17 protein-coding genes, 1 pseudogene and 1 other annotated feature are annotated in these 22,563 nt (G+C 46.8%); of the genes and pseudogenes, 6 read left to right on the top strand and 12 right to left on the bottom strand.

Annotated features, from left to right (window positions below; all coding sequences use genetic code 11):
- Window positions 1–234: 234 nt before the first annotated feature.
- Complete coding sequence (locus tag Q4Q46_RS12850) at window positions 235–2,769, bottom strand: ABC transporter permease (RefSeq protein WP_311906129.1); 2,535 nt, start codon at window positions 2,767–2,769, stop codon at window positions 235–237.
- Window positions 2,770–2,771: 2 nt separating this feature from the next.
- Window positions 2,772–3,500 (bottom strand): ABC transporter ATP-binding protein, encoded by a 729-nt coding sequence (locus tag Q4Q46_RS12845; protein ID WP_006082172.1) that lies wholly within the window; start codon window positions 3,498–3,500, stop codon window positions 2,772–2,774.
- Window positions 3,501–3,552: 52 nt separating this feature from the next.
- Here Q4Q46_RS12845 and Q4Q46_RS12840 point away from each other — a divergent pair, with 52 nt between their 5' ends.
- Window positions 3,553–4,152: an arylesterase gene (locus Q4Q46_RS12840; protein ID WP_259560590.1), complete on the top strand. Its 600-nt coding sequence runs from the start codon at window positions 3,553–3,555 to the stop codon at window positions 4,150–4,152.
- 145 nt (window positions 4,153–4,297) lie between these two features.
- Entirely contained in the window at window positions 4,298–5,365 is a 1,068-nt protein-coding gene (locus Q4Q46_RS12835) for a DUF3083 family protein (RefSeq protein WP_311906128.1), read from the top strand.
- A gap of 95 nt (window positions 5,366–5,460) precedes the next feature.
- Here Q4Q46_RS12835 and Q4Q46_RS12830 read toward each other — a convergent pair whose 3' ends face one another.
- From Q4Q46_RS12830 to Q4Q46_RS12815, 4 genes are all read right to left on the bottom strand, one after another.
- Complete coding sequence (locus tag Q4Q46_RS12830; RefSeq protein WP_311906127.1) at window positions 5,461–6,186, bottom strand: AcvB/VirJ family lysyl-phosphatidylglycerol hydrolase; 726 nt, start codon at window positions 6,184–6,186, stop codon at window positions 5,461–5,463.
- Between the two features lie 7 nt (window positions 6,187–6,193).
- A complete protein-coding gene (gene mprF, locus Q4Q46_RS12825) occupies window positions 6,194–8,746 on the bottom strand; it encodes a bifunctional lysylphosphatidylglycerol flippase/synthetase MprF (RefSeq protein ID WP_311906126.1) in 2,553 nt (850 codons plus the stop codon).
- Window positions 8,747–9,081: 335 nt separating this feature from the next.
- Window positions 9,082–10,098, bottom strand: coding sequence for a protease SohB (gene sohB / locus Q4Q46_RS12820; protein ID WP_311906125.1), 1,017 nt, complete (start codon window positions 10,096–10,098; stop codon window positions 9,082–9,084).
- A gap of 111 nt (window positions 10,099–10,209) precedes the next feature.
- Window positions 10,210–12,693 (bottom strand): VolA/Pla-1 family phospholipase, encoded by a 2,484-nt coding sequence (locus tag Q4Q46_RS12815; RefSeq protein ID WP_311906124.1) that lies wholly within the window; start codon window positions 12,691–12,693, stop codon window positions 10,210–10,212.
- A gap of 262 nt (window positions 12,694–12,955) precedes the next feature.
- Here Q4Q46_RS12815 and Q4Q46_RS12810 point away from each other — a divergent pair, with 262 nt between their 5' ends.
- Window positions 12,956–13,693: a YciK family oxidoreductase gene (locus Q4Q46_RS12810; protein WP_261273251.1), complete on the top strand. Its 738-nt coding sequence runs from the start codon at window positions 12,956–12,958 to the stop codon at window positions 13,691–13,693.
- Between the two features lie 143 nt (window positions 13,694–13,836).
- Here Q4Q46_RS12810 and Q4Q46_RS12805 read toward each other — a convergent pair.
- The 6 genes and pseudogenes from Q4Q46_RS12805 to rnm all read right to left on the bottom strand — a co-directional run bounded on the left by Q4Q46_RS12805 (window position 13,837) and on the right by rnm (window position 18,786).
- Window positions 13,837–14,802, bottom strand: a pseudogene (locus Q4Q46_RS12805) (exo-alpha-sialidase).
- 101 nt (window positions 14,803–14,903) lie between these two features.
- Window positions 14,904–15,779 carry a 23S rRNA pseudouridine(2605) synthase RluB gene (gene rluB, locus Q4Q46_RS12800; RefSeq protein WP_106650906.1) on the bottom strand — a complete coding sequence of 292 codons (876 nt, stop codon included), beginning with the start codon at window positions 15,777–15,779 and terminating at the stop codon, window positions 14,904–14,906.
- Entirely contained in the window at window positions 15,772–16,368 is a 597-nt protein-coding gene (gene scpB, locus Q4Q46_RS12795; RefSeq protein WP_006082182.1) for an SMC-Scp complex subunit ScpB, read from the bottom strand. Before scpB ends, rluB begins: the two co-directional genes overlap by 8 nt.
- Before the next feature lie 3 nt (window positions 16,369–16,371).
- Window positions 16,372–17,160: a segregation and condensation protein A gene (locus tag Q4Q46_RS12790; protein ID WP_011847143.1), complete on the bottom strand. Its 789-nt coding sequence runs from the start codon at window positions 17,158–17,160 to the stop codon at window positions 16,372–16,374.
- 148 nt (window positions 17,161–17,308) lie between these two features.
- Window positions 17,309–17,929, bottom strand: a complete 621-nt coding sequence (locus Q4Q46_RS12785) for an L-threonylcarbamoyladenylate synthase (protein ID WP_006082184.1) — start codon at window positions 17,927–17,929, stop codon at window positions 17,309–17,311.
- On the bottom strand, window positions 17,926–18,786 hold the full coding sequence (gene rnm / locus Q4Q46_RS12780; RefSeq protein ID WP_311898238.1) for an RNase RNM: 861 nt from the start codon (window positions 18,784–18,786) through the stop codon (window positions 17,926–17,928). Before rnm ends, Q4Q46_RS12785 begins: the two co-directional genes overlap by 4 nt.
- A 210-nt stretch (window positions 18,787–18,996) precedes the next feature.
- Window positions 18,997–19,104, top strand: a sequence feature (Trp leader region).
- 98 nt (window positions 19,105–19,202) lie between these two features.
- Between rnm and Q4Q46_RS12775 the strand changes: the two genes are divergently transcribed.
- Genes Q4Q46_RS12775 through trpD form a run of 3 tightly spaced genes read left to right on the top strand, consistent with a single transcriptional unit; the run spans window position 19,203 to window position 22,558 of the window.
- Entirely contained in the window at window positions 19,203–20,882 is a 1,680-nt protein-coding gene (locus Q4Q46_RS12775) for an anthranilate synthase component 1 (protein ID WP_311906123.1), read from the top strand.
- Between the two features lie 9 nt (window positions 20,883–20,891).
- Window positions 20,892–21,515, top strand: a complete 624-nt coding sequence (locus Q4Q46_RS12770; RefSeq protein WP_311906122.1) for an aminodeoxychorismate/anthranilate synthase component II — start codon at window positions 20,892–20,894, stop codon at window positions 21,513–21,515.
- The gene (gene trpD, locus Q4Q46_RS12765; protein WP_311906121.1) at window positions 21,512–22,558 is read left to right on the top strand and encodes an anthranilate phosphoribosyltransferase; all 1,047 of its coding nucleotides are present in this window, start codon (window positions 21,512–21,514) and stop codon (window positions 22,556–22,558) included. Before Q4Q46_RS12770 ends, trpD begins: the two co-directional genes overlap by 4 nt.
- The last annotated feature ends 5 nt before the right edge of the window (window positions 22,559–22,563 follow it).

Raw genomic sequence — 22,563 nt, 5'->3', positions numbered from 1 at the left:
TCTCAGTTAAATAGACCCATTGCGTTGCACTAAGTTCTGTTGCCAGCAACTTAAGTACTGGTCAATTTGTAAGCCAATGTAAACTCGCATATTTAAGTTCAAACTGAGCAGAATCAGCAGAACCAGTCAGCCAGACAATAAAAAGCACTGAGCTTTGGCTGCATCAGTGCTTTTTGTTGTTAACGCTGCCTACTTAAGTCATAAACTTATAGTGTTAGCCCATGCAAGCAACCATTAGCTGCCCGCCTTTAATAGTTCAGAGCAAGATTGGCTGAGCAATTGTCGGCAACGCCACACCCCAAGTAAGGCCACGATTAAGGCGCCAGAAACAGGGGCGATTCCCCACCAAGGCCAGTGCATATACACATTAAGCTCAAACACTTGCGTCTTAAGTAGATATAACGCAAATTCGGCCACTATGACGGCTAACACGCCCGCAATACCGCCAAGCAAGGCGAACTCTAAACCCGTTGCACTGCGCAATAACCATCCCGAAGCGCCAAAGGTACGCAGCACCGCCAGTTCGCGCTGCCGAGTTGCCATGCCCGCTTCAGTCTGTGCAATCAAGACTAAGGCACTTGCCAGTAACACTAAGGCCAGCACTAAGGTCAGCGATAGCGACACTTGCTCTATGATCTGCCGTAACTGCCCCACCATAGCGCCCACATCGATGATCGATATGGTCGGGAATTGCTGAATAAGCGCAAGGATCACTGCATCCTTAGGCGTGGCATTCAGTGCTTGCCCACTTGTTGCTGGGTCATTTGTTGACTGGTCATTCGTCGCTTGGCTATTAGTAGTTTGATCGTTCAGATAAAAACTCGCCATCGAGGTATAAGCAAAGGGCGCGAGAGCTTCTTGGGTGAAAATCATAAAGAAATTTGGCTGCAGTGTTTCCCAGTGCACGGCGCGAATGCTGGCAACTTTAACTATGAGTTCTTTATTATCAATGACATAAGTCAATTTATCGCCAATGCCGATACCCAAACGTTCCGCCACGCCAGATTCCACCGACACTTCATCGGCCGCTTGATTAAAATGCCCCTCTAACAATTCGTTATTGGCAGGCAGCGTATTGCGCCACGTTAGGTTTAACTCACGGGAAATACCCACTCTGCCTTTTTCACCCGCATCAGACTGTTCATTCGAAATCAGCGCTTCACCGTTAATTTGAGTTAAACGGCCACGGATCACAGGATAAATGTCCGTCGCGACTATGCCCTTAGACGTCATAAAATCATTCAAGGGCTTAGCATCGTCGGGGGCAATATTGACGAGGAAGTAGTTAGGTGCATTTTCGGGCAACTGTTTTTGCCACTCGTTGAGCAAGTCTTGTCTTAACGCTAGAATCGTCAATAACAATACCAGTGCGGCGCTAAATCCCACCAATTGCACCGCATTTTGCCGCGCACGACGTCTGAGCCCTGCCAGTGCCAACTGTAAGGGATTGGTGGTTTTCATACCAACACTGTGGCCTAAACGTATCATCACAAAGCCAAGCACACTTAACAGCACACCGAGCAGCAACACGGCCGCGACCACAGTCAGGGTCAAAGCCCAACTTTGGGAATACAAATAGCCCAGTAACGCCATCGCCCCTAAGCTCAAAAGTAGATGCAGCCACATCCCTAGCTGTAAGCCTTCTAACTGACGCTGTAGCACTCGTAGTGGCGGAATAGCCAGCAAGCGCATCAGTGGGTAAGCCGAAAACATAAAGGCGCTGATAAGCCCTGTGCTTACACCGAGCAATAAGGGCCGTGTGAGTGGCGGCGAATAGGCGGCAATTTCGGGCGGCAATAGATAACTGATCCCAAAATCGAGTAACACACCACCGATAAGGCCAAGCACAATCCCCATTAACGTCACTAACAATAAGTGAGTGCCGAACAACAACCGAATTTGCTTTGCTGAGGCGCCAAAGGTTTTCAGCATGGCCACCACATCGTAATGGCGCTGACAATAACGCTGGGCGGCAATGCCTATCGCGGCGCAGGCCAGTGCAATGCCCATCAAACTTGCTAGTAGTAGGAAGCGCTCAGCTCGCTTAACTGCTCCCGCTATCGGCGAATCACCGGATTGCACATCGACCCAGCGCTGGGTGCTATTGAGAAGCGGTTTAACACTTTGCTCAAAGGCCGTAAGCGAGGCTTCATCGCCAGCAAATTGATACAGATAGGTCACGCGGCTGCCCGGTTGAATCACTCCCGTTTTGGCGACATCTTCCATGCGCATCAATACCACGGGCGATGAAGCAAAAGGATTAAAGCCCGCGTCGGGCAAGCGATTGATCTCATTGCTGAGCACAAATTCGCTGTTACCTAGTTCGATGGTTTTAGGATAACCGAGGAGTCCACCTAAGCGAGTCTCAAACCAGATTTCACCCGCTTGAGGTAAAGCCTTGGTTTTACCGCTGGTGAGTTCAATGTCGCCCTTGAGTGGATAACCCGTTTCAACGGCGCGAACTGTGACTAACTGAAACTTATCACCCGAATAGACCATGGAATTAAATTGCATGTTCGTCACATGCTTAAGCCCAAGATTTTCGGCTTTGGTTAAAATCGCCGCATCAATTTTAACCGGCGAATCGATAATCCGATCGGCGGCAATAAACTGTGAAGCTTGGCCAGTGATCGCCACTTGCAGGCGCTCACTCACCCGCGCCAACCCACTCACAGACAGTACCGCGAGCGTAATAGCGAGGATAATCAATAACAATTGCCCTTGCTGTAACTCGCGCTTAAACAGGCGCCATGCCAGACTTAACTCCATTGTTAAGCCTCCTTAGCATCGGCGAGCGGTGCTGTATGCGCCGTATCTTCCTGTAAATGGCCGTTATCCATAACCAGCTGCCGCTCACAACGCTTGGCCAATAGTAAATCGTGGGTGACGAGGATAAGAGTGGTGTGGCTTTCTTGATTCAGCTCAAACAACATATCGGCAATTTTATGGCCGTTAACGCTGTCCAAGTTACCCGTGGGTTCATCGGCAAACAGCACTGTGGGCTCACAAATAAAAGCACGGGCAATCGCCACCCTTTGCTGTTCTCCGCCCGATAATTGTTTGGGTAAATGGGTCAAACGATGGGATAAACCGACCCGCACCAGCATGGCTTGGGCTTTTTCCTTAGCATTGCTCACGCCCGCAAGCTCGGCGGGTAACATGACGTTCTCCAGCGCAGTTAAGGTATCCACTAACATAAATGATTGAAAAATAAAGCTGACCTTCTGTTTACGCAGCGCGGCTTTTTGCTCTTCATTCAGTGGGGATAACGCCACGCCATCGAGCCAAATTTCGCCAGAGGTAGGCGTATCAAGCGCCGCAAGCAGCCCGAGCAGGGTAGACTTGCCCGAACCCGACGGGCCAAGAATAGCCACACTCTCACCTTGCTTGACATCTAAGTTAATGCCCTTGAGGATAGTGAGCGTTCCTTCCTGAGTAGTCACTGATTTTTCGAGGTTAACAACATTGATGGCACTGTTTTTTAAGATGACGTTAGACATAGGATCCTTCTTATATAAATCGTTCTGGTATCAATCGCTAAGATTAAAATCAATGGCGAAGACCCTGGGGGCATTCATCCTATTGAGTGTATTCATGGCCACGCCAGCGCACGCGGCAAAGGTGTTGATCCTCGGCGACAGCTTAGGCGCTAGCTATGGCATGGCAGAGCAGTCAGGCTGGGTGGCGCTGCTGCAAAAAAATCTGCCCGAACATCAATTTACTAATGGCTCAGTGAGTGGCGAAACCACAGCGGGCGGCTTACGCCGATTACCCGCCTTACTCGATTCCGTTGCCCCCGACCTTGTGGTCGTTGAACTGGGTGGTAATGATGGTTTACGTGGATTCCCCCCAACGCAACTTGAAAATAATCTAATCCAAATCATTACCCTAGCCAAAGATAGCGGCGCAAAAGTGCTGCTGACCGAGATCATGGTACCGCCTAACTATGGCCCTCGCTACACCCAAAAGTTCACCCAAGTGTATCAAGACATATCCAAAACACAGGATATCGTGTTGATCCCCTTCTTTATGCAGGATATCGCGCCCCATCCAGAATTAATGCAGCGGGATGGCATTCACCCCAACGAAAAGGCGCAGGCGCAGATAGCAACTTGGATGCAACCATGGATAGAAGATGCGTTAACCCAATAAAATAGCTGCAATTTTAAGCTGTCGAACCGCTTACTTAGCTAAACTCATGCTCAACGGATAAAAACGTGTTCTAACGCAAGATTAACCCTATAGATAAACAGTAAAATTCGTGTTAGCAAATGGTTAACTCAAACAAGGAGTCAATATGTCCCTTAGCCATCAGCAAAAAGTGTACATACCCAAGGAAGCCCGTACCAATCAATACATCACAGCCGAAATCAAGGTGACGGATGAACTACTGAGTCAATATCCTGATTATCAAAGCTGTTATCAAACCTTAAGCCGTTTGATATTTAATTTGGCAGAACAACACGATCTGCGTAATGTCCACGTGATCACTAACGATAAACTGCCTGTTGTCCGTTACCACACCGAAGCCTATTGCTTCCAAACCACTGAACAAATTCTATTTTTTTATAATCCAGCCTACCACGAAGCCCAAAATTTATTCTCGCAAGAAAACTATCGCGCCCGTAAACTGCGCATTGTCTTCCTTGCCACGGGTGAAGATATCCGCAGTAATTCTGCCAGTTTCCACATTAGAGTGCGCGAATTACTGACAAAATTGATGCCTTTAATGCCGATAAGCGATCTTAAAGTTAAGGTCCGCGACCATCAGCATTTATCCTATGATCTGTTCGCAAAAGCCAAGGGCTATAAAGAAACCTATGGCTATAAACTGCGTGCCATCGGCCCAAGATATAAAGCCAGAAAGTGCGAATTACCAGAGAACGTCAGCTCTCTCACTTATGTAACAGTAAGCTTGCCACTGAGTCGTAAACTTAAGCAGGGTTTATTACCTGACTCAGCAACCGACTTTACGCCTTTATATCAACACCTTGAAGATTGCTTCCTCAAAGCGGCAGCCAACAGACAATTGACGCGTCTTGCCATGATAGCAAACGGCTTAACCCCGCTGGTGCGTAACAGTAAGTTTGAAAAACTCGACAGCAAAGCCGAAGTACAAATGATAGGGTTCGATCCTAATGCGACTGAGCAACAAGTGATCCGTCGCTGGAATGCCGATAACTTAGTCGAAGCCGCGCACTTCACCATAGTCGCGGGCACCAAAGACTGTGATGATTCAGGCTTCGGACGCTTTATGAACAATGTAGAAACAGCCCTGAAGGCCTTCGCCGCAGATATCGGTATCGACCCGGAGCGTGAAGATCTCGTCGTACGCTTCCATCAACATATCAGCTATCAAATCTGATTAACGCGACATTCAATTCGCGAAAAACCAAAGGGCGCATTCAGCGCCCTTTTCTTTCTGAATGTATTTAAGCTGATATCGGTGATGGGTATAACTTAGCTTTTCAACCAATGCTTTATGATAGTCACCACTTTATCGTAATCATCATCAAAGCTATGGCCACCGTCTAACTCCATCACAGTCACATTCGGCTGTTTTACTACTGGGCACAAATGCTTAGGGGCATCATCGTCTTTGCCATATAAGCACAGCATAGGCACTGTCTTCTGTTTATTTACCTCGGGCAACGTCAGATAACTTGCGGACTCATTGCTAGACGTGACGATTTCACTCACATGCACTTCAAAATCCGACGTCTGTGAAGGTGACAATAACACCCCACCGAGGATCTTATGTCGATACTTGAGTGGCAGATCATTAAGCACAAAAGGTATGATTTCGGCGCCAAAAGAATAACCAACCAATACCACCTTTTGTGTGCCAAATTCGGCCTCGTACTTATCGATAATGGCCATAGTATCTTGAGTCACATCCTTGGGATCTTTTTGTTTCCAATAGTATTTTAGCGAACTCCACCCCACCACTGGCCAGCCCTGCTGTTGCAATAACTGGCTCACACCTTGATCTAAATTAGCCCAGCCACCATCGCCACTCATAAAGATGACTAAGGGCGGCTTTTTCGCACTCGCTTGATCATTCGCGCCGCTAGCAACTGGCAGAAGTGTCAGGCCGAGTGAGTCAGCAAAGTCATCGGCTAAGACACTAAAGCTACTACAAAACATCATCATAAGGCTGAGTATTTTCACAAAGGATTTATTCATCGTTCACCTACTTTTTAAATACACCGGTTGCACCACGACTCGTTAATGTCACTAAACTGCCCACTACAATTGGCAGAGATAATCCGCCATAACAAATCAAATACTTGGCCTCCCACGTTGGATTAAACTTATCCTTGTATCTTCTAAGCCCCTGAAAGTTATAAAACTTATTACCCTTCTTATACACAACCTTCGCCAACTTAGTCCAAAATGGCACCAACGCTCTGTTGGTCAAGCCTGACATCGGCGCCATCCCGAGATTAAACCTCTGATAGCCTTGCTGTTTTCCCCATAGCAATAGTTCAGTAAACAGAAAATCCATGATGTTACTGCTCGATAATTTAGGCTCGTAACGCATGAGATCGACAGAAAATTCAACCTGAGCGGCACTCGCCCAAATATTTGAAAACGCCACGAGTTCACCATTTGCATACACTAATGCCATAGGTGTCGAACACAGATAGGCTGCAGAGAAATAGCCGACAGAAAACCCCTTTTCGCGCCCTTGCTTCGCCTTCAGCCAAGTCGATGATATGGCTTCTAATTGCGGCAGTATGGCCCTCACTTGGCTCGCCTCAATCACTGCAAAACTTAAGCCTTCACGCTGCGCCTTGGCATGACTCTGGCGCAAACTCCGATAGCGACTCGACGGTAAGTCAAATTGGTCGAGCTGAACAATCGCCTCCTCGCCTAATTTATATAAACCTAATCCTTGCTCTAAAAAGCTCGGCAGGTATTTTTGCGTCACTTGATAAAACACCGGCCAACCATCGTAGGCATCGCATAACTCCCTAAACTGCCACAATAAATCATCAAATTTATGTTGATTACCAATTGGATCGCCCATTACCACCCAGCAATGTCCAGCCCTTGCATACATAAGAAAGGCGTCTTTATCCTCGTTAAATAGGATTGATTTATCTTGCACTAAGGCTAAATAGCCATGACTGCTCGGCGACTGCGCGACAATCTCCATCGCCTGCTTTAATGAAGGCGTATCCAGTTGTGGTGATTTAAGCTGAGTTCGTGACGAGAAATAGCGCACGACAAAGGCAAGCACGATAAAGATAGCAATCGCTCCTCCTCGCAATGCTCGTGATACATGGCTATCGGGGGAGAAGGTAAACCAGAGTGAATGATCATAATCAACATCTTGATAGGAGAAAAATAATACCCAAATCATCAAGAATAAGGCGGCAGAAAGTGATAACAGCCAACCAAAAGAGTATTTAATCCCAACGACTGAACCCTTTCGATAAAACAAATTATCACATGGCAACATCAATGCGTAAACTAATCCTATCGCAAGTGATATTTCCCATTCTGCGCCCTTAAGCATAATAAATAACACGCCTACCAACAGCAATTTTTTCGTCAATACAAAAGCGTTATGGTAGCGTTTAAATAATCCATGGGATAACAACAATAGCAAGACACCACTCACACTCAAAATGATGCTCGATATTTCGATGATCGGCAGCGGTACTAATTCGCCTAACCAGTGATATTTATGGATAATAGAAGGGTTAACCACTGACAAGAGTAATACCAAACCCGAGCTAAATACGCTGATACTCAGTAGCGGTGGTAATAGTTGGCGGATAAATGCAATTCGAGTATTTAATTTTACAATTTTATCTTTATTTGACAGCGCGATCGTAATAACAAAGTATGCCAAAGAAATTAAAAATGGAATAATGTAATAAATGATCCGATAGACAATAATGGCGCCGAGGATTTGCTCAACCGGTAAATATTGCGATAAGGCCACAGTCACGACGGACTCGAACACCCCAATACCACCCGGCACATGGGCAAGCACCCCTAGCGCATTCGCAACAAAGAAAATACTTAAGACCTGTATATAGCCCAAATTTTCTACCGCTGGCAGTAAGCTATAAAACAAGGTTCCTACGACAATCCAATCAAGTGAAGACACCAGCAACTGTCTTAAAGATACAGATAACAGAGGTGGCGTAATTTCAAAGCCACGAAAGTTAAATGGCTTTTTCCGCAGCACACTCATCAGTAAATAACCCAATACACTGAGCAGCATGCCAATACCGATCACTGTCGTTAATGAAAATAGCCATGTTGGCAAAGGTAAGGCTGATAATTGTTCAGAGGGAAAGCATACCAGTGCAATACCACAAATAAAAAAGAGTCCGAGGAAGAATGTCACTGAACATGAAATGACTATTTGAGTGATTTTATTACCACTTAAGCCGAGTTCGGAATAAAATTTATATCTTATCGACGTCCCCGTTAACAAAGAGAACCCAATGGTATTGGAGAAGGTAAAACCTAAAAAAGAAATAGGGACTATTTTACGATAAGGTATCTCCTTGTCGACATTTCGAACGGCAATAAAATCGTACAAGGTTAATAAAGAGTAACTGCCCACTGTGAGTAGTACTGCACATAACAACTCAACAAATGAAAATCCTTTAACCTCTTTAATAATGTCACTTAATTGATATTCTTGTTCTAAATTATAAAGCAAGAGTAATGAGACAGTGAATATTATAAGGCTAATAAACACCCGCACTCGTCTCCCCATGTTAATCTCCAGCACCTAAGATTGATTCAGCTAAGGTTATTTAACGTCAACATTGAAACAGCATTAAAAATTAATTAACTTTAGTTTAATTTTTAACACCACTTTATCGACGGGATTTTTAACATAGGGATTTTTCATTCGCAATGAATTTACGCATTTGCTGCATGACGTTTTATTAATGTGCTTAACAAACTGATAGCAATAGTGAGTTAATGATTTTAAATTGAGGGGGGAATAATATAAAAGCTAAAAAAATTTGCAATAGATACGCAGCTTTGGGCGTTAAGCCAAACAGAAAAGTGTGAATACTCAAAAAGTATCCACACTAGATTCAATTACATTGGACGGTTTTTCTCGATAAGACGATTAAAAATAGCATTCACAGATAAAGAGGCGCCATGGGCAATTTTAGCGGCAAGTTTCTTTCTCACCTGATAACGCATCTTATACACAGTGCGCTCTGCGGCAAGTGACATAATCACATCATCACTGGTCGAAATCGCATCAACCAACCCTAATTCAATGGCTTGCTGGCCGTACCAATGCTCGCCAGTAGCCACTTTCACTAAATCCAACTCAGGGCGATATTTACCGACAAACGCTTTGAATAAGACGTGGGTTTCTTCGAGTTCTTCTTGAAACTTCTGTCTTCCCTCATCGGAGTTTTCACCAAACACTGTCAAAGTGCGTTTAAAATTACCGGCGGTATGTTGCTCATAATCGATTTCATGCTTTTTCAGCAAACGATTAAAGTTCGGCAGTTGAGCAACAACACCAATTGAACCAACAATTGCAAAAGGCGCCGCATAAATTTTATTCGCAACACAGGCCATCATATAACCGCCACTGGCAGCCACTTTATCAACGCATACTGTTAGCGGAATATCGGCTTGGCGTAAACGGTCAAGCTGGCTGGAGGCTAAACCATAGCCGTGCACCATACCGCCGCCACTTTCGACATTAACAACCACTTCATCGCCTTTTTCCGCAATAGCTAAAATGGCACTGATTTCTTCACGCAGTGACGCAACCTCAGCGGCATCGATACTGCCCTTAAAATCGATCACGAACACTTTGCCCGTGCAGGCATCATCAGCAGCTTTGTCTTTCGCCTTTTCTTCTGCCTTTAATTGCTTTTCATAGGCTTTGAATTGCTTCTTTGAAAGGAGTTCTTCTTTTAAGCCATGCTTCAGTTCTTCTAACTCTTCAGACAGGTTAGTGATCCTCAGCTCGCCCTTATCTGACTTATGTTTAACAGTGGAAGCCAACACCACAATAATAACCGCAACGATTGCGACCACTATCGTGACGGCTTTCGCCAAAAACATTCCATACTCGTATAAAAATTCCAAAGTGCTCTCCGTTAGGGCGTTACATCAATCAGTCAATTGCGCGCTATTCTAACAGCCTAAAGGCCCATAAAAAAACCCAGCATTCGCTGGGTTTTTCCGATTAAGCGCAGATTAGTTAGGACAAGTCGCAATGACATCGCTGTTTGTCACTAAAATCGTCGCATCACCTTTACCTGCAGTCGCAGCATAGTTTGCCACTTGAGTCTGCATTTCAACGGTAGCAGCAGCAGCCATACCATCTGTAGCGTCCGTTTCACCTGGGCTCACAATCGAACTATGGTGACCTTTAGAGAAACGCACAACGCCATGACCTTTACTGGTACTATCGACACAAGGTAGGCCAATAGCAGATATCAACGGCTCAGTGCCCGATAACGGAAAGTTATCTACCCGGTTCGGTAACACTTGATCAGGTAAGTTACCATTGCCATCACCGGCGATTTCAATCAAATGAACAGGTAAGTCCGTCGCCTTTAACGTAGCGGCATGGTTAATTGGATCAGCAGAATCCACAGCCGTTTGAACCGCAAAGGCAAACGTAGGAATAAACTGGGCATATACTGCCTGCACCAGTGCCTCATATTCAGGACTCCCCACCTCATATCCTGCAGTATTAGCCTTATCGACCAGCGCTTGGAAAGTCGCAGATGCCTTGATATTGCTAAACAGCACTGGACCAAAGGTTGCAGAACCCGCAAATGATCCTGCTAATCCCCCTGCAGGCGCTGCTAGGGATAAGGCATTGATGCCATACGCATTTGGCAAGGCATCACCCGTTGCAGGGTTCTTCATGCCAGTGCTGGCATAGGTCGCAAAATCGGTGCCGACAATCGCGCCTAAACTCAGACCTTGAGCACTGATTTTAGACACGTCAAATACTTGTGGCTGACCTGCTTGTGCTAAGCCCTGTGCTAATCCTGTTAGAGCAAGACGAACACCTAAATGGTCCATCGTCGCTTGACGGAAATTATCACGAACCGACAAAGTGCTAGAGATATTCACGAACACCAGCGGATTACCATTTTTAAAGGCATCTGGTGTACCGACTACAGCCCCAAAAGAAGGATCGGTCGCAGAGACTTCATAAACCCCATCGCCGTTAGCATCGAATGAGCGCGCCCCATGCAGTGGCATATCGATAGCAATAGTTGCAACGCCCATGGCCGCATACGAACCCGCATAGGCCAGTGACATTTCTTTGCCGCCACCTAAACCGTGCAGTGCGATTGTGGTTGGCCAACCCGCTGTCGGCGGAGTAAAGGGAATACCTTGTTGCTGATAAAAGTCCGCTAATCTTGCCGCATTAGGCATAGAAATCAGTACAGGTACGGTTTCATATCCTTTAATCGCTGGAATTGGGTTGAACTTGGTCAGATGCTTAGTTTTATCTACCGCTGCACCATCGTCTAACAACCAAGTTTTACCCGCCATTAGAGACGGATTGGCTAACGCATCGGCAGGGTTCGCAATACCATTGGCCACGGCTTGCATACCAAAATTATTTTGGCTGAGTGTGCCCGCTTGCAAAGCTAATAGTACCGAGACTGGACTATCGCCTTGTGCTTTCCAATGACCATTAATTAATGGTTTACCTTCAGCTGATAAACAACTGACCGAAGAGCAGTCACCGTAAATCGGCAGTTTAATTTTGGCGGTATATACATCGGCTAAACTTGATACCACGTAGGCAGCTCCAGCAGCCGGTGTTAAGCCCGCAGCTTGTGCAACGGTATAACCCGCTGGCGTTGGCATCTGAGCAAAGCTGGGGGCATAAGGCGCGCCCTTTGCCATCAGCAGTTTAGTCGTTTCATAGACGTTAGCGACAGACTGAGTCGTAAACAGTCCAGAGTAGCTTATGGTAGAAGGATCGACATTATGGGCCGCAGCAATGCCTTTCTCATAGCTGTTCACTAAGGTTTGCAGCATCAATTGATCGGGTGTTTCTAATGGCAATGTCGTGATGTCCAGCTTCAACAAACCATAAGTAGTTGAAGGCGCAATGCCACGACCTTCAGAATCTTGAATAAGATTGGTTGTCGCATAAATATACGACTGCCCAGCTTTGAGTGGCTTAAGCGGCACGATCACCACTTTATTGCCTGATGCGGTGGATACAAAGTCAACGCCAAACTGAAGTTCTGCTCCGACTTTACACGCTGAAACTGACGGTTTAGCAGTACATTCAGCATCAGAAGACAATGGACCACCGACAGTGGCCTCAAACATTCTTACTGCGCCAGGTTGTGCAACCGATGCCGCCATTAAGGTCAGCGGTGTGCCGTCGTGTTTTTTCGCTAAATCAATATCAATGGAAATCGGTGATGTTGTCGACCAGCCATCTAACGCCCCAAGCGCGATTTGTGGATCAACATAATTGCCTGAGCTTTCACCCGGAATCGATAATGTGCCATCCTTGGTACCACTGAATAGCAAATCATTCGGTAATGGTACTTTTGAATTAGCAGGGTCGAACACCATGTGCGATTCAGGGACGAGTGGTTCTGTCTTATCCTTGAGATCGTTATAACTGTCCTCACCACATCCTGTGAGGCCCAGTGCAGATGCAATCGCAACACCCAAAATGAGTCTTTTCATCTTTTTTCCCCAAATCTTGTTGTAATAGTTTTGTTTTCCCCAAGAAATTAGTCACAATAGCTTTTAAATCTGTGACCAATAGGGCTTATGTTAGCCCCTAACTCATTTCAAGTTAACGTAAAAATATTGAGTTAGCCACAAGTTTGTCACAAACATTTTAGCTATTTATAACAAAGTTTCATTCATTTGTTTGAAACATGCGTTTATCACTTCGGCGACTCTAGAAGTGGCGGGCATTCTCGCCAAGAGGAAAAAGAGACTCATGTTGGAATATCAAGCAGCAAAAGATTTACTCAAAGGCAAAACAATTTTAGTGACAGGCGCTGGCGCAGGCATAGGTCGCACCGCTGCCATTGAGTTTGCAAAGCACGGCGCCACTGTGATTTTACTCGGTAAAACAGTGAAAAAACTAGAAGCGGTTTACGATGTTATCGAACAAGCCGGTTATCCAAAACCTGCCATAGTGCCATTAGATCTTAAGGGCGCGACGGAGCAAAATTATCGCGATATGGCCGATACCATAGCCGAGCAATTCGATCATTTAGACGGCTTATTACATAACGCGAGCCTGCTCGGTGCCCTAGGCCCGTTTGAACACATAGATATTCCATCACTCGAAGACGTACTCAAAGTGAACGTCACGGCCCAAGTTATGCTAACTAAAGCATTACTACCTGTGATGCGCCAAGCGCCCAGTGCATCGATTATCTTCACGTCGAGCAGTGTGGGTCGTCAAGGCCGCGCCTACTGGGGACCTTATGCCTTCTCTAAGTTTGCCACCGAAGGCATGATGCAAGTCCTCGCCCATGAGTGCGATGGCACCTCGGTTCGCGTCAACAGTATCAATCCAGGTGCTACCCGCACTGAGATGCGTGCTAAAGCCTACCCTGCTGAGAATCCATTGGATCTCAAAACCGCAGAAGAGATCATGCCGACCTATTTATATCTGATGGGTCAAGATGCTAGCACAGTGAACGGTCAGCAGTTCAACGCTCAGTAATCACATCGCTTATCGGTTTAGCAGTATGATTTAGCAATAATAAAGGGCCTATTGATGGCCCTTTATTATTTTAGATATTCGCAAGATGGAGCTCTGTATTAATCCATGGCAATAAGCAGCATAAAGACGCCGCACCGCTAATGTTAACTCAACTGAATTTTTGCAAAATAAATCATTGTTTTAGCTTTAGCGGCTCTGCTTGATTCATCAAGCGAATTTTGCGTATCCAGCTGTGAGTCAGCTAACTCATGGCTTGAGTAATAACTTACCCACAACTCATTTCCATCAATCACTACGCCCGCATAACTGGTATCGCCCTTCGATGGCAGTGTCAATAGTTCTTGAACCACGCCAGTATCTGGATGAATTTCAACTAAAGCCGTTCGAACTTGTTCATCATATAAGCGCACCACAGCCAACAGGCGGGATTGATACATCAACATCACAGGCCCACCAATGCGCTTATCGAGTTCTTGCCATTGCCAATCGGTAAATGGCGCTAGGCTGCGGCCGAGTAAACCAACAAATTCAGGGCCCTAAACGGGATCGCGCCTCAAGAGACAAAAGCCGCTGTCTTGATCAAAAACAATGGCTGTTTCATTGACATAACCTTGATTATTAAACAGCTTTAGCCAAGTCTTGAAGTGTACGCCATCATCGCTCTTATACAAACGAGTGTCACCATCAGGTCCTGGGCGATAGCCCACACCATAGAGTGTATTTTGATGTTCAGTTAAGCGCCATAACCAATAGCCCTTATCAGCTATCTTTAGCGCATCCGACCACGATCGCCCATCGGCTGAGCGCCAAAGATGTGATTGTATACCCGACTTATTATGTAAGGTCCCGCCACCGAGTAAAAGCAATTCCCCTTGATATTCAATCAGTTTGCCATCGCGTAAATCAGCCTCATCCGAACGAATAAGCGCCACGCTCTGCCACGTCTCACCGCCATCCACTGAACGTAGAATACGTAGCGCACCATCGGGTGACACATGGGCAGTCCCTTCACGGAAAACACAAAAAAGTGCTTCCTGAAACGCGATTAAATCGGTAAATGCATTATGGGCCGCTTGCTCCCAAATCCGTCGCACTGAAATTAGCTTCATCCATTCACTCCTCAATCCAACTGAGACTTGTTATAACATAGCTGCAAATAACAGAAAGCAAAAAGGCCGCTTAGCGGCCTTTTTCATTGGGATAAAACAACTTAGCTGCGCTGACGCGATGGCTTAGGTTTTCCCGAACCTGTCACTTTATGCTTACGTACTGCGCGGCGAATTTTAGCACTTTTCACCTGTGCACGAGCTACGCTGTGTTTATCGGCAGCAAGCATAGTGCGGGTTTCAGCTTCTAAACCTGCTAGTTTACGCAAGTAGTTAACTTGCTCCATTGGCAATTCAACCCAGCCACCCCGTGGCAGTGATTTTGGCAATTCAACCATACCGTAACGGATACGGATCAAACGGCTCACTTGCACTTCTTGGGATTCCCACAGACGGCGCACTTCGCGGTTACGACCTTCACGTAAACACACATGCCACCATTGGTTCATGCCTTCACCACCCGCTGGCTTGATGCTATCAAACTGCGCTGGGCCGTCTTCTAACATCACGCCGGTACGTAAACGTTGTACTGTGGCTTCAGGGATTTCACCAAAGGTACGCACTGCGTATTCGCGGTCGACTTCGTTCGATGGATGCATTAAGCGGTTTGCTAATTCACCATCTGAGGTAAACAGTAATAAACCAGAGGTGTTGATGTCTAAACGACCTACCGCAACCCAGCGTGAATCACGCACTTTAGGTAAGCGATCGAATACCGTTGGACGGCCTTCAGGATCTTTACGACTACAAATTTCGCCTTCAGGTTTATGGTATGCCAATACTCGACAGATCACGTCTTCGGCAGACTTTAACGAAATGGCTCTGCCATCGATACGCACTTTGGCATCGGCTTCAATCCGATCCCCAAGGCTAGCAATTTCACCATCAATACTAACTCGGCCTGCAGCAATCCATGCCTCCATCTCACGACGGGAGCCATGGCCTGCACGGGCCAAGACTTTCTGCAATTTTTCACTCATTAGTATTTTGCTCTTCTGACTGTTCCGGCGTTAATCTCACACTTGAAAAAACCGCCTGCAATGACTCAGTATCCGACAGCGGCGGTAAATCCGCTAAGGTGTCTAAGCCAAAATATGCTAAAAATTCTAAGGTAGTGGCATATAACGCGGGTCGCCCCGGTACTTCTTTATGGCCAACTACTTTAATCCAATGTCTATCTGACAAACTTTTTATGATGTGACTACTAATGGCCACACCGCGCACCTGTTCAATATCGCCGCGAGTCACAGGTTGACGATAAGCAATCACCGCCAAGGTTTCTAATGTCGCACGCGAATATTTAGGCGCCTTTTCTTGCCACAGGGGCTGCAAAAAAGGACTCAAGACTTCTAAGGTCTGGAAGCGATAACCCCCAGCGACTTTCACAAGTTGCACACCTCTGTCTTGATAATCCTGCTGCAGCTCATCCAATGCAGCTTTTATTTTGTCTCTGGAAACCGTGAAATCCACCAATACCGTGTCTTTCAACATTTTCGCCGACAAGGGTTTCCCCAATACAAACAAACTCGCTTCAATAAGCTGTTTTAATTGAGTCGGATTTATCTGCATCAATTAATAGGCCTTAACGTAAATAGTTGAAAACGGTTCTGTTTGGTACAATTCAACCAATAATTCTTTGACTAATTCCATCAGTGCTAAGAAGGTCACGACCACGCCTGCACGGCCTTCAGCTACGGTAAATAAACGTTCAAATGCCGTAAAATCTTCCGAGTTCAGCATGGCTAAAATCTGGCTCATGCGCTCACGCGTCGATAACTGTTCACGCTTAACGTGATGATCTTCATTGGCATCGATACGTTTGAGCACATCGCCAAAGGCGCGGGCAATTTCAAACAACGAGACTTCTGGCGGGATCATTAACGGCTTAATGTCAGGTGCTGCCACTGCTTTGGCTTGAAACACATCCCGCTCGAGCCGCGGCAAATCATCGAGTTTTTGCGACGCTTCTTTAATCACTTCATAGGCTTTCAACTGACGGATCAATTGCGCCCGAGGATCTTCCTCAACCTCATCTTCAGCCACCATACGCGGCAGCAGCAAACGGGATTTAATCTCGGCAAGCGTTGCCGCCATCACTAAGTAATCGGCAGCAAGTTCAATTCGAGCCTGAGTCAGCAACGTAATATATTCTAAATACTGCGCGGTGATTTGCTGAATGGGTAAATCGACAACGTCTAATTTTTGCTTACGGATCAAATATAAAAGTAAATCCAATGGGCCTTCAAAGGACTCAAGGAACACTTCTAATGCCTCCGGCGGAATAAACAAATCCAGTGGCATTTCGGTCATCGCCTGACCGCGAATAACGGCTAAGGGTAAACTCTGTTGCGTGCCCTGCATCCGCTATCTTGCTCCGTTAACGCTGCGCGAGCCAACTTAGGCTAACGCCAAACGCGCGATTATACCTGTAAATCTGCGGCGATAAAACTGCCAAATGTGCACAGCCGCTCGCCGCATCGCTCACTCGCATCCACTACAGATGCTGGATTTAGAGAAAAGGCGTGATATCACCCGCGCCTTCACGCAAAATTTCGGCGCCATCTTCAGACATATCAATCACTGTCGTCGGCTTTTCGCCTAAATAACCGCCATGGATAATCACATCCACTTGATGCTCGAGCAAATCGCGAATTTGTTCAGGATCAGACTCGGCAAATTCTGCATTTGGCATCACCAAACTGGTCGACATCAGCGGCGCATCTAAGGCTTCAAGCAACGCCAGTGCGATCACATTGTCGGGCACACGAATACCTATGGTCTTTTTCTTGTCATTTTGCAGACGACGCGGCACTTCTTTGGTCGCTTTAAAAATGAACGTATAAGGCCCAGGCGTGCAACTTTTTAGGATGCGATACGCCTGATTATCCACTTTGGCGTAGGTCGCAAGCTCAGATAAATCGCGGCACATCAATGAAAAGTTATGATCGTTCTCGATTTGACGAATTCTCGCCATCCGCGTCATCGCATCTTTCTCACCAATCAAGCAGCCTAAGGCATAACCCGAATCGGTAGGATAAACAATCACACCGCCCGCTTTTAAGGCGGCAACAGCTTGACTGATAAGGCGTGTTTGCGGATTTACTTCATGTACATAAAAAAACTGACTCATGGTCGTTTCACCCAAGATTCCGATTGCCAGACCCAATCAATACCTTGGGGCTGATACAGATTTTTTCCTAATTCGATCCAATTACTTGGAAAGTGAAAATCACTCCCTATCGATGCAAGCAATTGATTTTGTAAGCTCAAGGCCACAAGGTTGGCCCTGTCGTCTAATGTTTGCTGGCCAAGTACCACTTCCATGGCATCTCCACCCGCTTCTTTATATTCGCGCACTAAGCGCTTAAGCCATTTTGCCGATAACTTATAACCACTGGGATGCGCCAACACAGCTAATCCACCCGCGTTATGAATGATATCGATGGCGCTGGCCATATCACCCCAATTATTGGGGACATAACCGGTTTTACCGCGGGCAAGGTAGCGTTTAAATACGCTCGGCATATCCACAGCATGACCATTTTCAGCCATCCAACGGGCGTAATGTCCACGGCTCAATGCCGCTTCACCCGCCAACGCCTTGGCACCTTCGTAAGCGCCTTCAATACCGGCCTTGGCTAATCTATGGCCAATTTCTTGGGCGCGTAATTCACGTAACTCACGCTGGTTTTCTAAAAATGCTAATAACGCAGGATTATCCGCATCGAAGTTAAGCGCAACTATGTGGATATCATAACTGTTCCAGCGAGTAGAGATTTCTACGCCAGAGATCAATTTCAATGGTTCTGCTTGCGATAGATTAAAGGCACGGGCTTCGGGTAAACCTGCTACCGTGTCGTGGTCAGTAATCGCAAATAACTGCACGCCCTTTTCAAGGGCTCTAGCCACCAATTCAGACGGAGTTAACTGACCGTCGGATGCGGTCGTGTGGCTGTGCAGATCAGCCAATATGCTTTGAGTATTCATGGGGCTATTGTACGTGAATTTGTTAATAAATGCGCTGCTATCTCGCATTTTGTGGCTGTGTGACTTAAATTTTCTGCGTCATTAAAGTGAATAAATCGCAGAAAATGAAAAATATTCAATTGACATTCGACCCCAGCTAAGGTTTTCTATACACCAATTACTGAATTAGCGAGACCCTTTTGAATGACACATATTAACGCTTCATTAAACATCATTTGGTGGTGGCACTTCCCAACTTAGCGGGTGGTGTGAAGCTCTGTGCTCATTTGAAAGTGACCAGAATCAACAAGAAGCCCGCAGAAATGCGGGCTTTTTTGTTAGGTGCGAAAAATGTCGGCAGACTCGGGTAACAAGATTAAGAAAGCGAGATAACTCATGATGTTAAAGACATTTTATAAGGTAGCTGGAGTATGAACATGCCCAAACAGACATTCGCACGCTCAAGCACACTCAAGGCGGCATTAACCTACCACAGTGATCCACTGCGCTTGTATCAGCACATTACCCAAGATGCGCCCCATACTATGTTGTTGGAATCGGCCGAAATCGACAGTAAAGATCACTTAAAAAGCATGGTGATGACCCATGCCGCCATGATGATCCGCTGCGACGGTTATCAACTGACCTTTACCGCACTGACCGACAATGGCGCGAGCTTACTTGCCCCAATCGAAACCTTCTTCAGCGCGAGCGGCGATCGTGCTGATATGAGTGCCAATCTAGTCCGTGATAACTTGACCTTAGTGGTGACGCTGCAAAAAGACACTCAGCTGCAGGATGAAGATGCACGCCTAAAATCTACCTCGCCACTCGATGGCCTACGGATGTTTATCCAGCAGATTGATTGTGGCACTCATACTGACAGCCAAAGTAAACCCGCCTTTGAGGATCTATTTTTAGGTGGCGTGCTGGCCTACGACTTGATTGATACCGTCGAACCGCTGCCAGCCGTACCGAACCGCGATAATGATTGTCCAGACTACTTATTCTACCTCGCTGAAACCTTAATCCTGATTGACCATAAACTGAAACAAGCCGACATCATTACCCATAATTTCAGCCGTGATTCAGTCCAGTATGCCGCCATCACCGCAGCGCTGAGCGAGCGAGTACAGCTGTTAAGCACCCAATGTAAAACTCTGGGTAATTCACCTGCCGATGTGCCGACACTGGTCGCCATCGACGCTACTGAGCAAGTCAATATTTCCGATGAGGTGTTCAAACAAACCGTTATCGATTTGAAAGAACACATTATTGCGGGCGATATTTTCCAAGTGGTGCCATCGCGTAGCTTTAGTTTACCTTGCCCGAATACCTTAGGGGCTTATCGCGCCCTGCGTCTAACTAACCCAAGCCCTTATATGTTTTATTTCAGGGGCCAAGATTTCACCCTTTTTGGCGCCTCACCCGAAAGCGCACTCAAATACGAAGCCAGCAGTAATCAAGTCGAAGTCTACCCGATTGCCGGCACCCGTAAACGCGGCAAAACCGCCACGGGCGAGATTGATTTTGACTTAGACAGCCGCATTGAACTTGAACTGCGTTTAGATAAAAAAGAACTGTCAGAACACTTAATGCTGGTCGATTTAGCGCGCAACGATATCGCGCGTATCAGCCAAAGCGGCAGCCGTAAAGTCGCCGAATTATTGAAAGTTGATCGCTATTCCCACGTGATGCACCTCGTCAGCCGCGTAACGGGTCAACTGCGCCAAGACTTAGATGCGCTGCATGCTTATCAGGCCTGTATGAATATGGGTACTTTAGTTGGCGCGCCCAAAGTAAGCGCATCACAACTGGTTCGCCAAGCGGAAAAAGCCCGTCGCGGCAGCTACGGCGGCGCAGTGGGTTACCTTAATGCTCTGGGTGACATGGACACCTGTATTGTGATCCGCTCGGCCTTTGTTAAAAATGGCACCGCCTTTATTCAAGCGGGCGCGGGCGTCGTGTTTGATTCGGATCCCCAAAGTGAGGCTGACGAAACCCGTCAAAAAGCCCAAGCCGTGATTTCGGCCATCAAAATGGGCGCTGGGCTGCCAGTCAATGAATCATCAGCGAATGACGCGTCAGCGCAATCCACTTCAGTAGAATATAAATAGGAGCCAAACATGAAACTCTATCTACTCGATAACTTTGACTCCTTTACCTACAACCTAGTGGATCAATTTCGCAGCCTAGGCTGTGAAGTGGTGATTTACCGCAACGATGTTGCCGCCGACTTTATTGCTGAAAAACTGCTTAACGAACAAGAACCCGCAGCGCTGGTGTTATCACCCGGTCCTGGTGCGCCCCATGAAGCAGGCTCTATGATGGCGCTTATCGCCAAAGTCGCGGGCAAGGTGCCTATGCTGGGGATCTGCCTTGGACATCAAGCTATGGTGGAATATTACGGCGGCACAGTAGCGCGCGCACCTTTTGTAGTGCACGGCAAGGCAAGCCCAACTTTCCATGATGGCACTGGCGTATTTGCCGGTTTGCCCTCTCCCCTGCCCGTTGCCCGTTATCACAGTCTAGTCGCCACTCAGGTGCCTGATTGCTTACAAGTAATCGCAACGACTGATGCTATGCCGATGGCAATTTTGCACCCTGAGCACAGAGCCGTTGGCTTTCAGTTCCACCCAGAATCGATTCTAACGACGTTGGGCAGCACACTGCTCATTCAAACCTTGGCCTTTCTTACCCAAGAGATGACATTTCTACCCCAAGAGATGAAAACAGGAGTAAGCGCATGAGTACCAACCCTATTCAGCCTTTACTCGACATTTTATACCAAGGTAAAAGTTTAAGCCGCGAGCAAACCTTTGAGATTTTTAGCGCGTTAATTCGCGGAGAAATGAGTGAAGCTGCAATGGCGGGAATGTTAGTTGCGCTGAAAATGCGCGGCGAGACTATTGATGAGATCAGCGGCGCCGCCGATGCCATGCGCGCCGCTGCCAAGGCTTTTCCCTACTCGAATGGCGATAGCATTAACAATGGCATCGTTGACATAGTTGGCACGGGTGGCGATGGCTTTAATACCATTAACATTTCCACCACCGCAGCCTTTGTGGCCGCAGCGGCGGGCGCTAAGGTCGCCAAACACGGCAATCGTAGCGTATCGAGTAAATCGGGCTCATCGGATCTTTTGGCACAGTTTGGCATCGACTTAACCATGTCGCCAGACACCGCAAGTCGTTGCCTTAACGCATTGAATCTGTGCTTTTTGTTTGCGCCCCACTACCATGGCGGGGTAAAACATGCGGTGCCCGTAAGACAAGCATTGAAAACGCGCACTTTATTCAATGTGTTAGGGCCGCTAATTAACCCCGCACGACCTGAGTTTATGTTACTTGGCGTGTATAGCCCTGAGTTAGTCTTACCGATAGCGAAAGTATTAAAGGCGCTTGGCACAAAACGCGCTATGGTAGTGCACGGCAGCGGTTTAGATGAAGTTGCGCTACACGGCAACACCCAAGTTGCTGAGTTAAAAGACGGCGACATTATTGAGTATCAACTCACGCCCGCCGATTTAGGTGTGCCTTTAGCGCAGATAACAGACTTAGAAGGGGGCGAGCCCGCAAAGAATGCCTTAATTACCGAGGCAATTTTAAAAGGCCGTGGCACTGAAGCACACGCCAATGCGGTCGCCATCAATGCCGGTTGTGCTTTATATGTGTGTGGGATTGCTGATTCCGTCAAAGCGGGAACCATACTGGCACTCGCAACCATTCAAAGTGGCAAAGCCTTTGAATTGTTAAGCCAATTAGCTAAAGTCAGCAGTGAAACCAAGGAATAAGTGGC

The organism is Shewanella vaxholmensis (assembly GCF_031932135.1).
GTDB lineage: Bacteria > Pseudomonadota > Gammaproteobacteria > Enterobacterales > Shewanellaceae > Shewanella > Shewanella hafniensis.
This window is presented reverse-complemented; position numbering and strand designations above follow the sequence as displayed.

Excerpts from the sequence above, each read along its gene's own strand:
- Q4Q46_RS12850 (WP_311906129.1), bottom strand. The coding sequence starts at position 2,769 with ATGGAGTTAAGTCTGGCATGGCGCCTGTTTAAGCGCGAGTTACAGCAA.
- Q4Q46_RS12845 (WP_006082172.1), bottom strand. The coding sequence starts at position 3,500 with ATGTCTAACGTCATCTTAAAAAACAGTGCCATCAATGTTGTTAACCTC.
- Q4Q46_RS12840 (WP_259560590.1), top strand. The coding sequence starts at position 3,553 with ATGGCGAAGACCCTGGGGGCATTCATCCTATTGAGTGTATTCATGGCC.
- Q4Q46_RS12835 (WP_311906128.1), top strand. The coding sequence starts at position 4,298 with ATGTCCCTTAGCCATCAGCAAAAAGTGTACATACCCAAGGAAGCCCGT.
- Q4Q46_RS12830 (WP_311906127.1), bottom strand. The coding sequence starts at position 6,186 with ATGAATAAATCCTTTGTGAAAATACTCAGCCTTATGATGATGTTTTGT.
- mprF (WP_311906126.1), bottom strand. The coding sequence starts at position 8,746 with ATGGGGAGACGAGTGCGGGTGTTTATTAGCCTTATAATATTCACTGTC.
- Q4Q46_RS12815 (WP_311906124.1), bottom strand. The coding sequence starts at position 12,693 with ATGAAAAGACTCATTTTGGGTGTTGCGATTGCATCTGCACTGGGCCTC.
- Q4Q46_RS12810 (WP_261273251.1), top strand. The coding sequence starts at position 12,956 with ATGTTGGAATATCAAGCAGCAAAAGATTTACTCAAAGGCAAAACAATT.
- rluB (WP_106650906.1), bottom strand. The coding sequence starts at position 15,779 with ATGAGTGAAAAATTGCAGAAAGTCTTGGCCCGTGCAGGCCATGGCTCC.
- scpB (WP_006082182.1), bottom strand. The coding sequence starts at position 16,368 with ATGCAGATAAATCCGACTCAATTAAAACAGCTTATTGAAGCGAGTTTG.
- Q4Q46_RS12790 (WP_011847143.1), bottom strand. The coding sequence starts at position 17,160 with ATGCAGGGCACGCAACAGAGTTTACCCTTAGCCGTTATTCGCGGTCAG.
- Q4Q46_RS12785 (WP_006082184.1), bottom strand. The coding sequence starts at position 17,929 with ATGAGTCAGTTTTTTTATGTACATGAAGTAAATCCGCAAACACGCCTT.
- rnm (WP_311898238.1), bottom strand. The coding sequence starts at position 18,786 with ATGAATACTCAAAGCATATTGGCTGATCTGCACAGCCACACGACCGCA.
- Q4Q46_RS12775 (WP_311906123.1), top strand. The coding sequence starts at position 19,203 with ATGCCCAAACAGACATTCGCACGCTCAAGCACACTCAAGGCGGCATTA.
- Q4Q46_RS12770 (WP_311906122.1), top strand. The coding sequence starts at position 20,892 with ATGAAACTCTATCTACTCGATAACTTTGACTCCTTTACCTACAACCTA.
- trpD (WP_311906121.1), top strand. The coding sequence starts at position 21,512 with ATGAGTACCAACCCTATTCAGCCTTTACTCGACATTTTATACCAAGGT.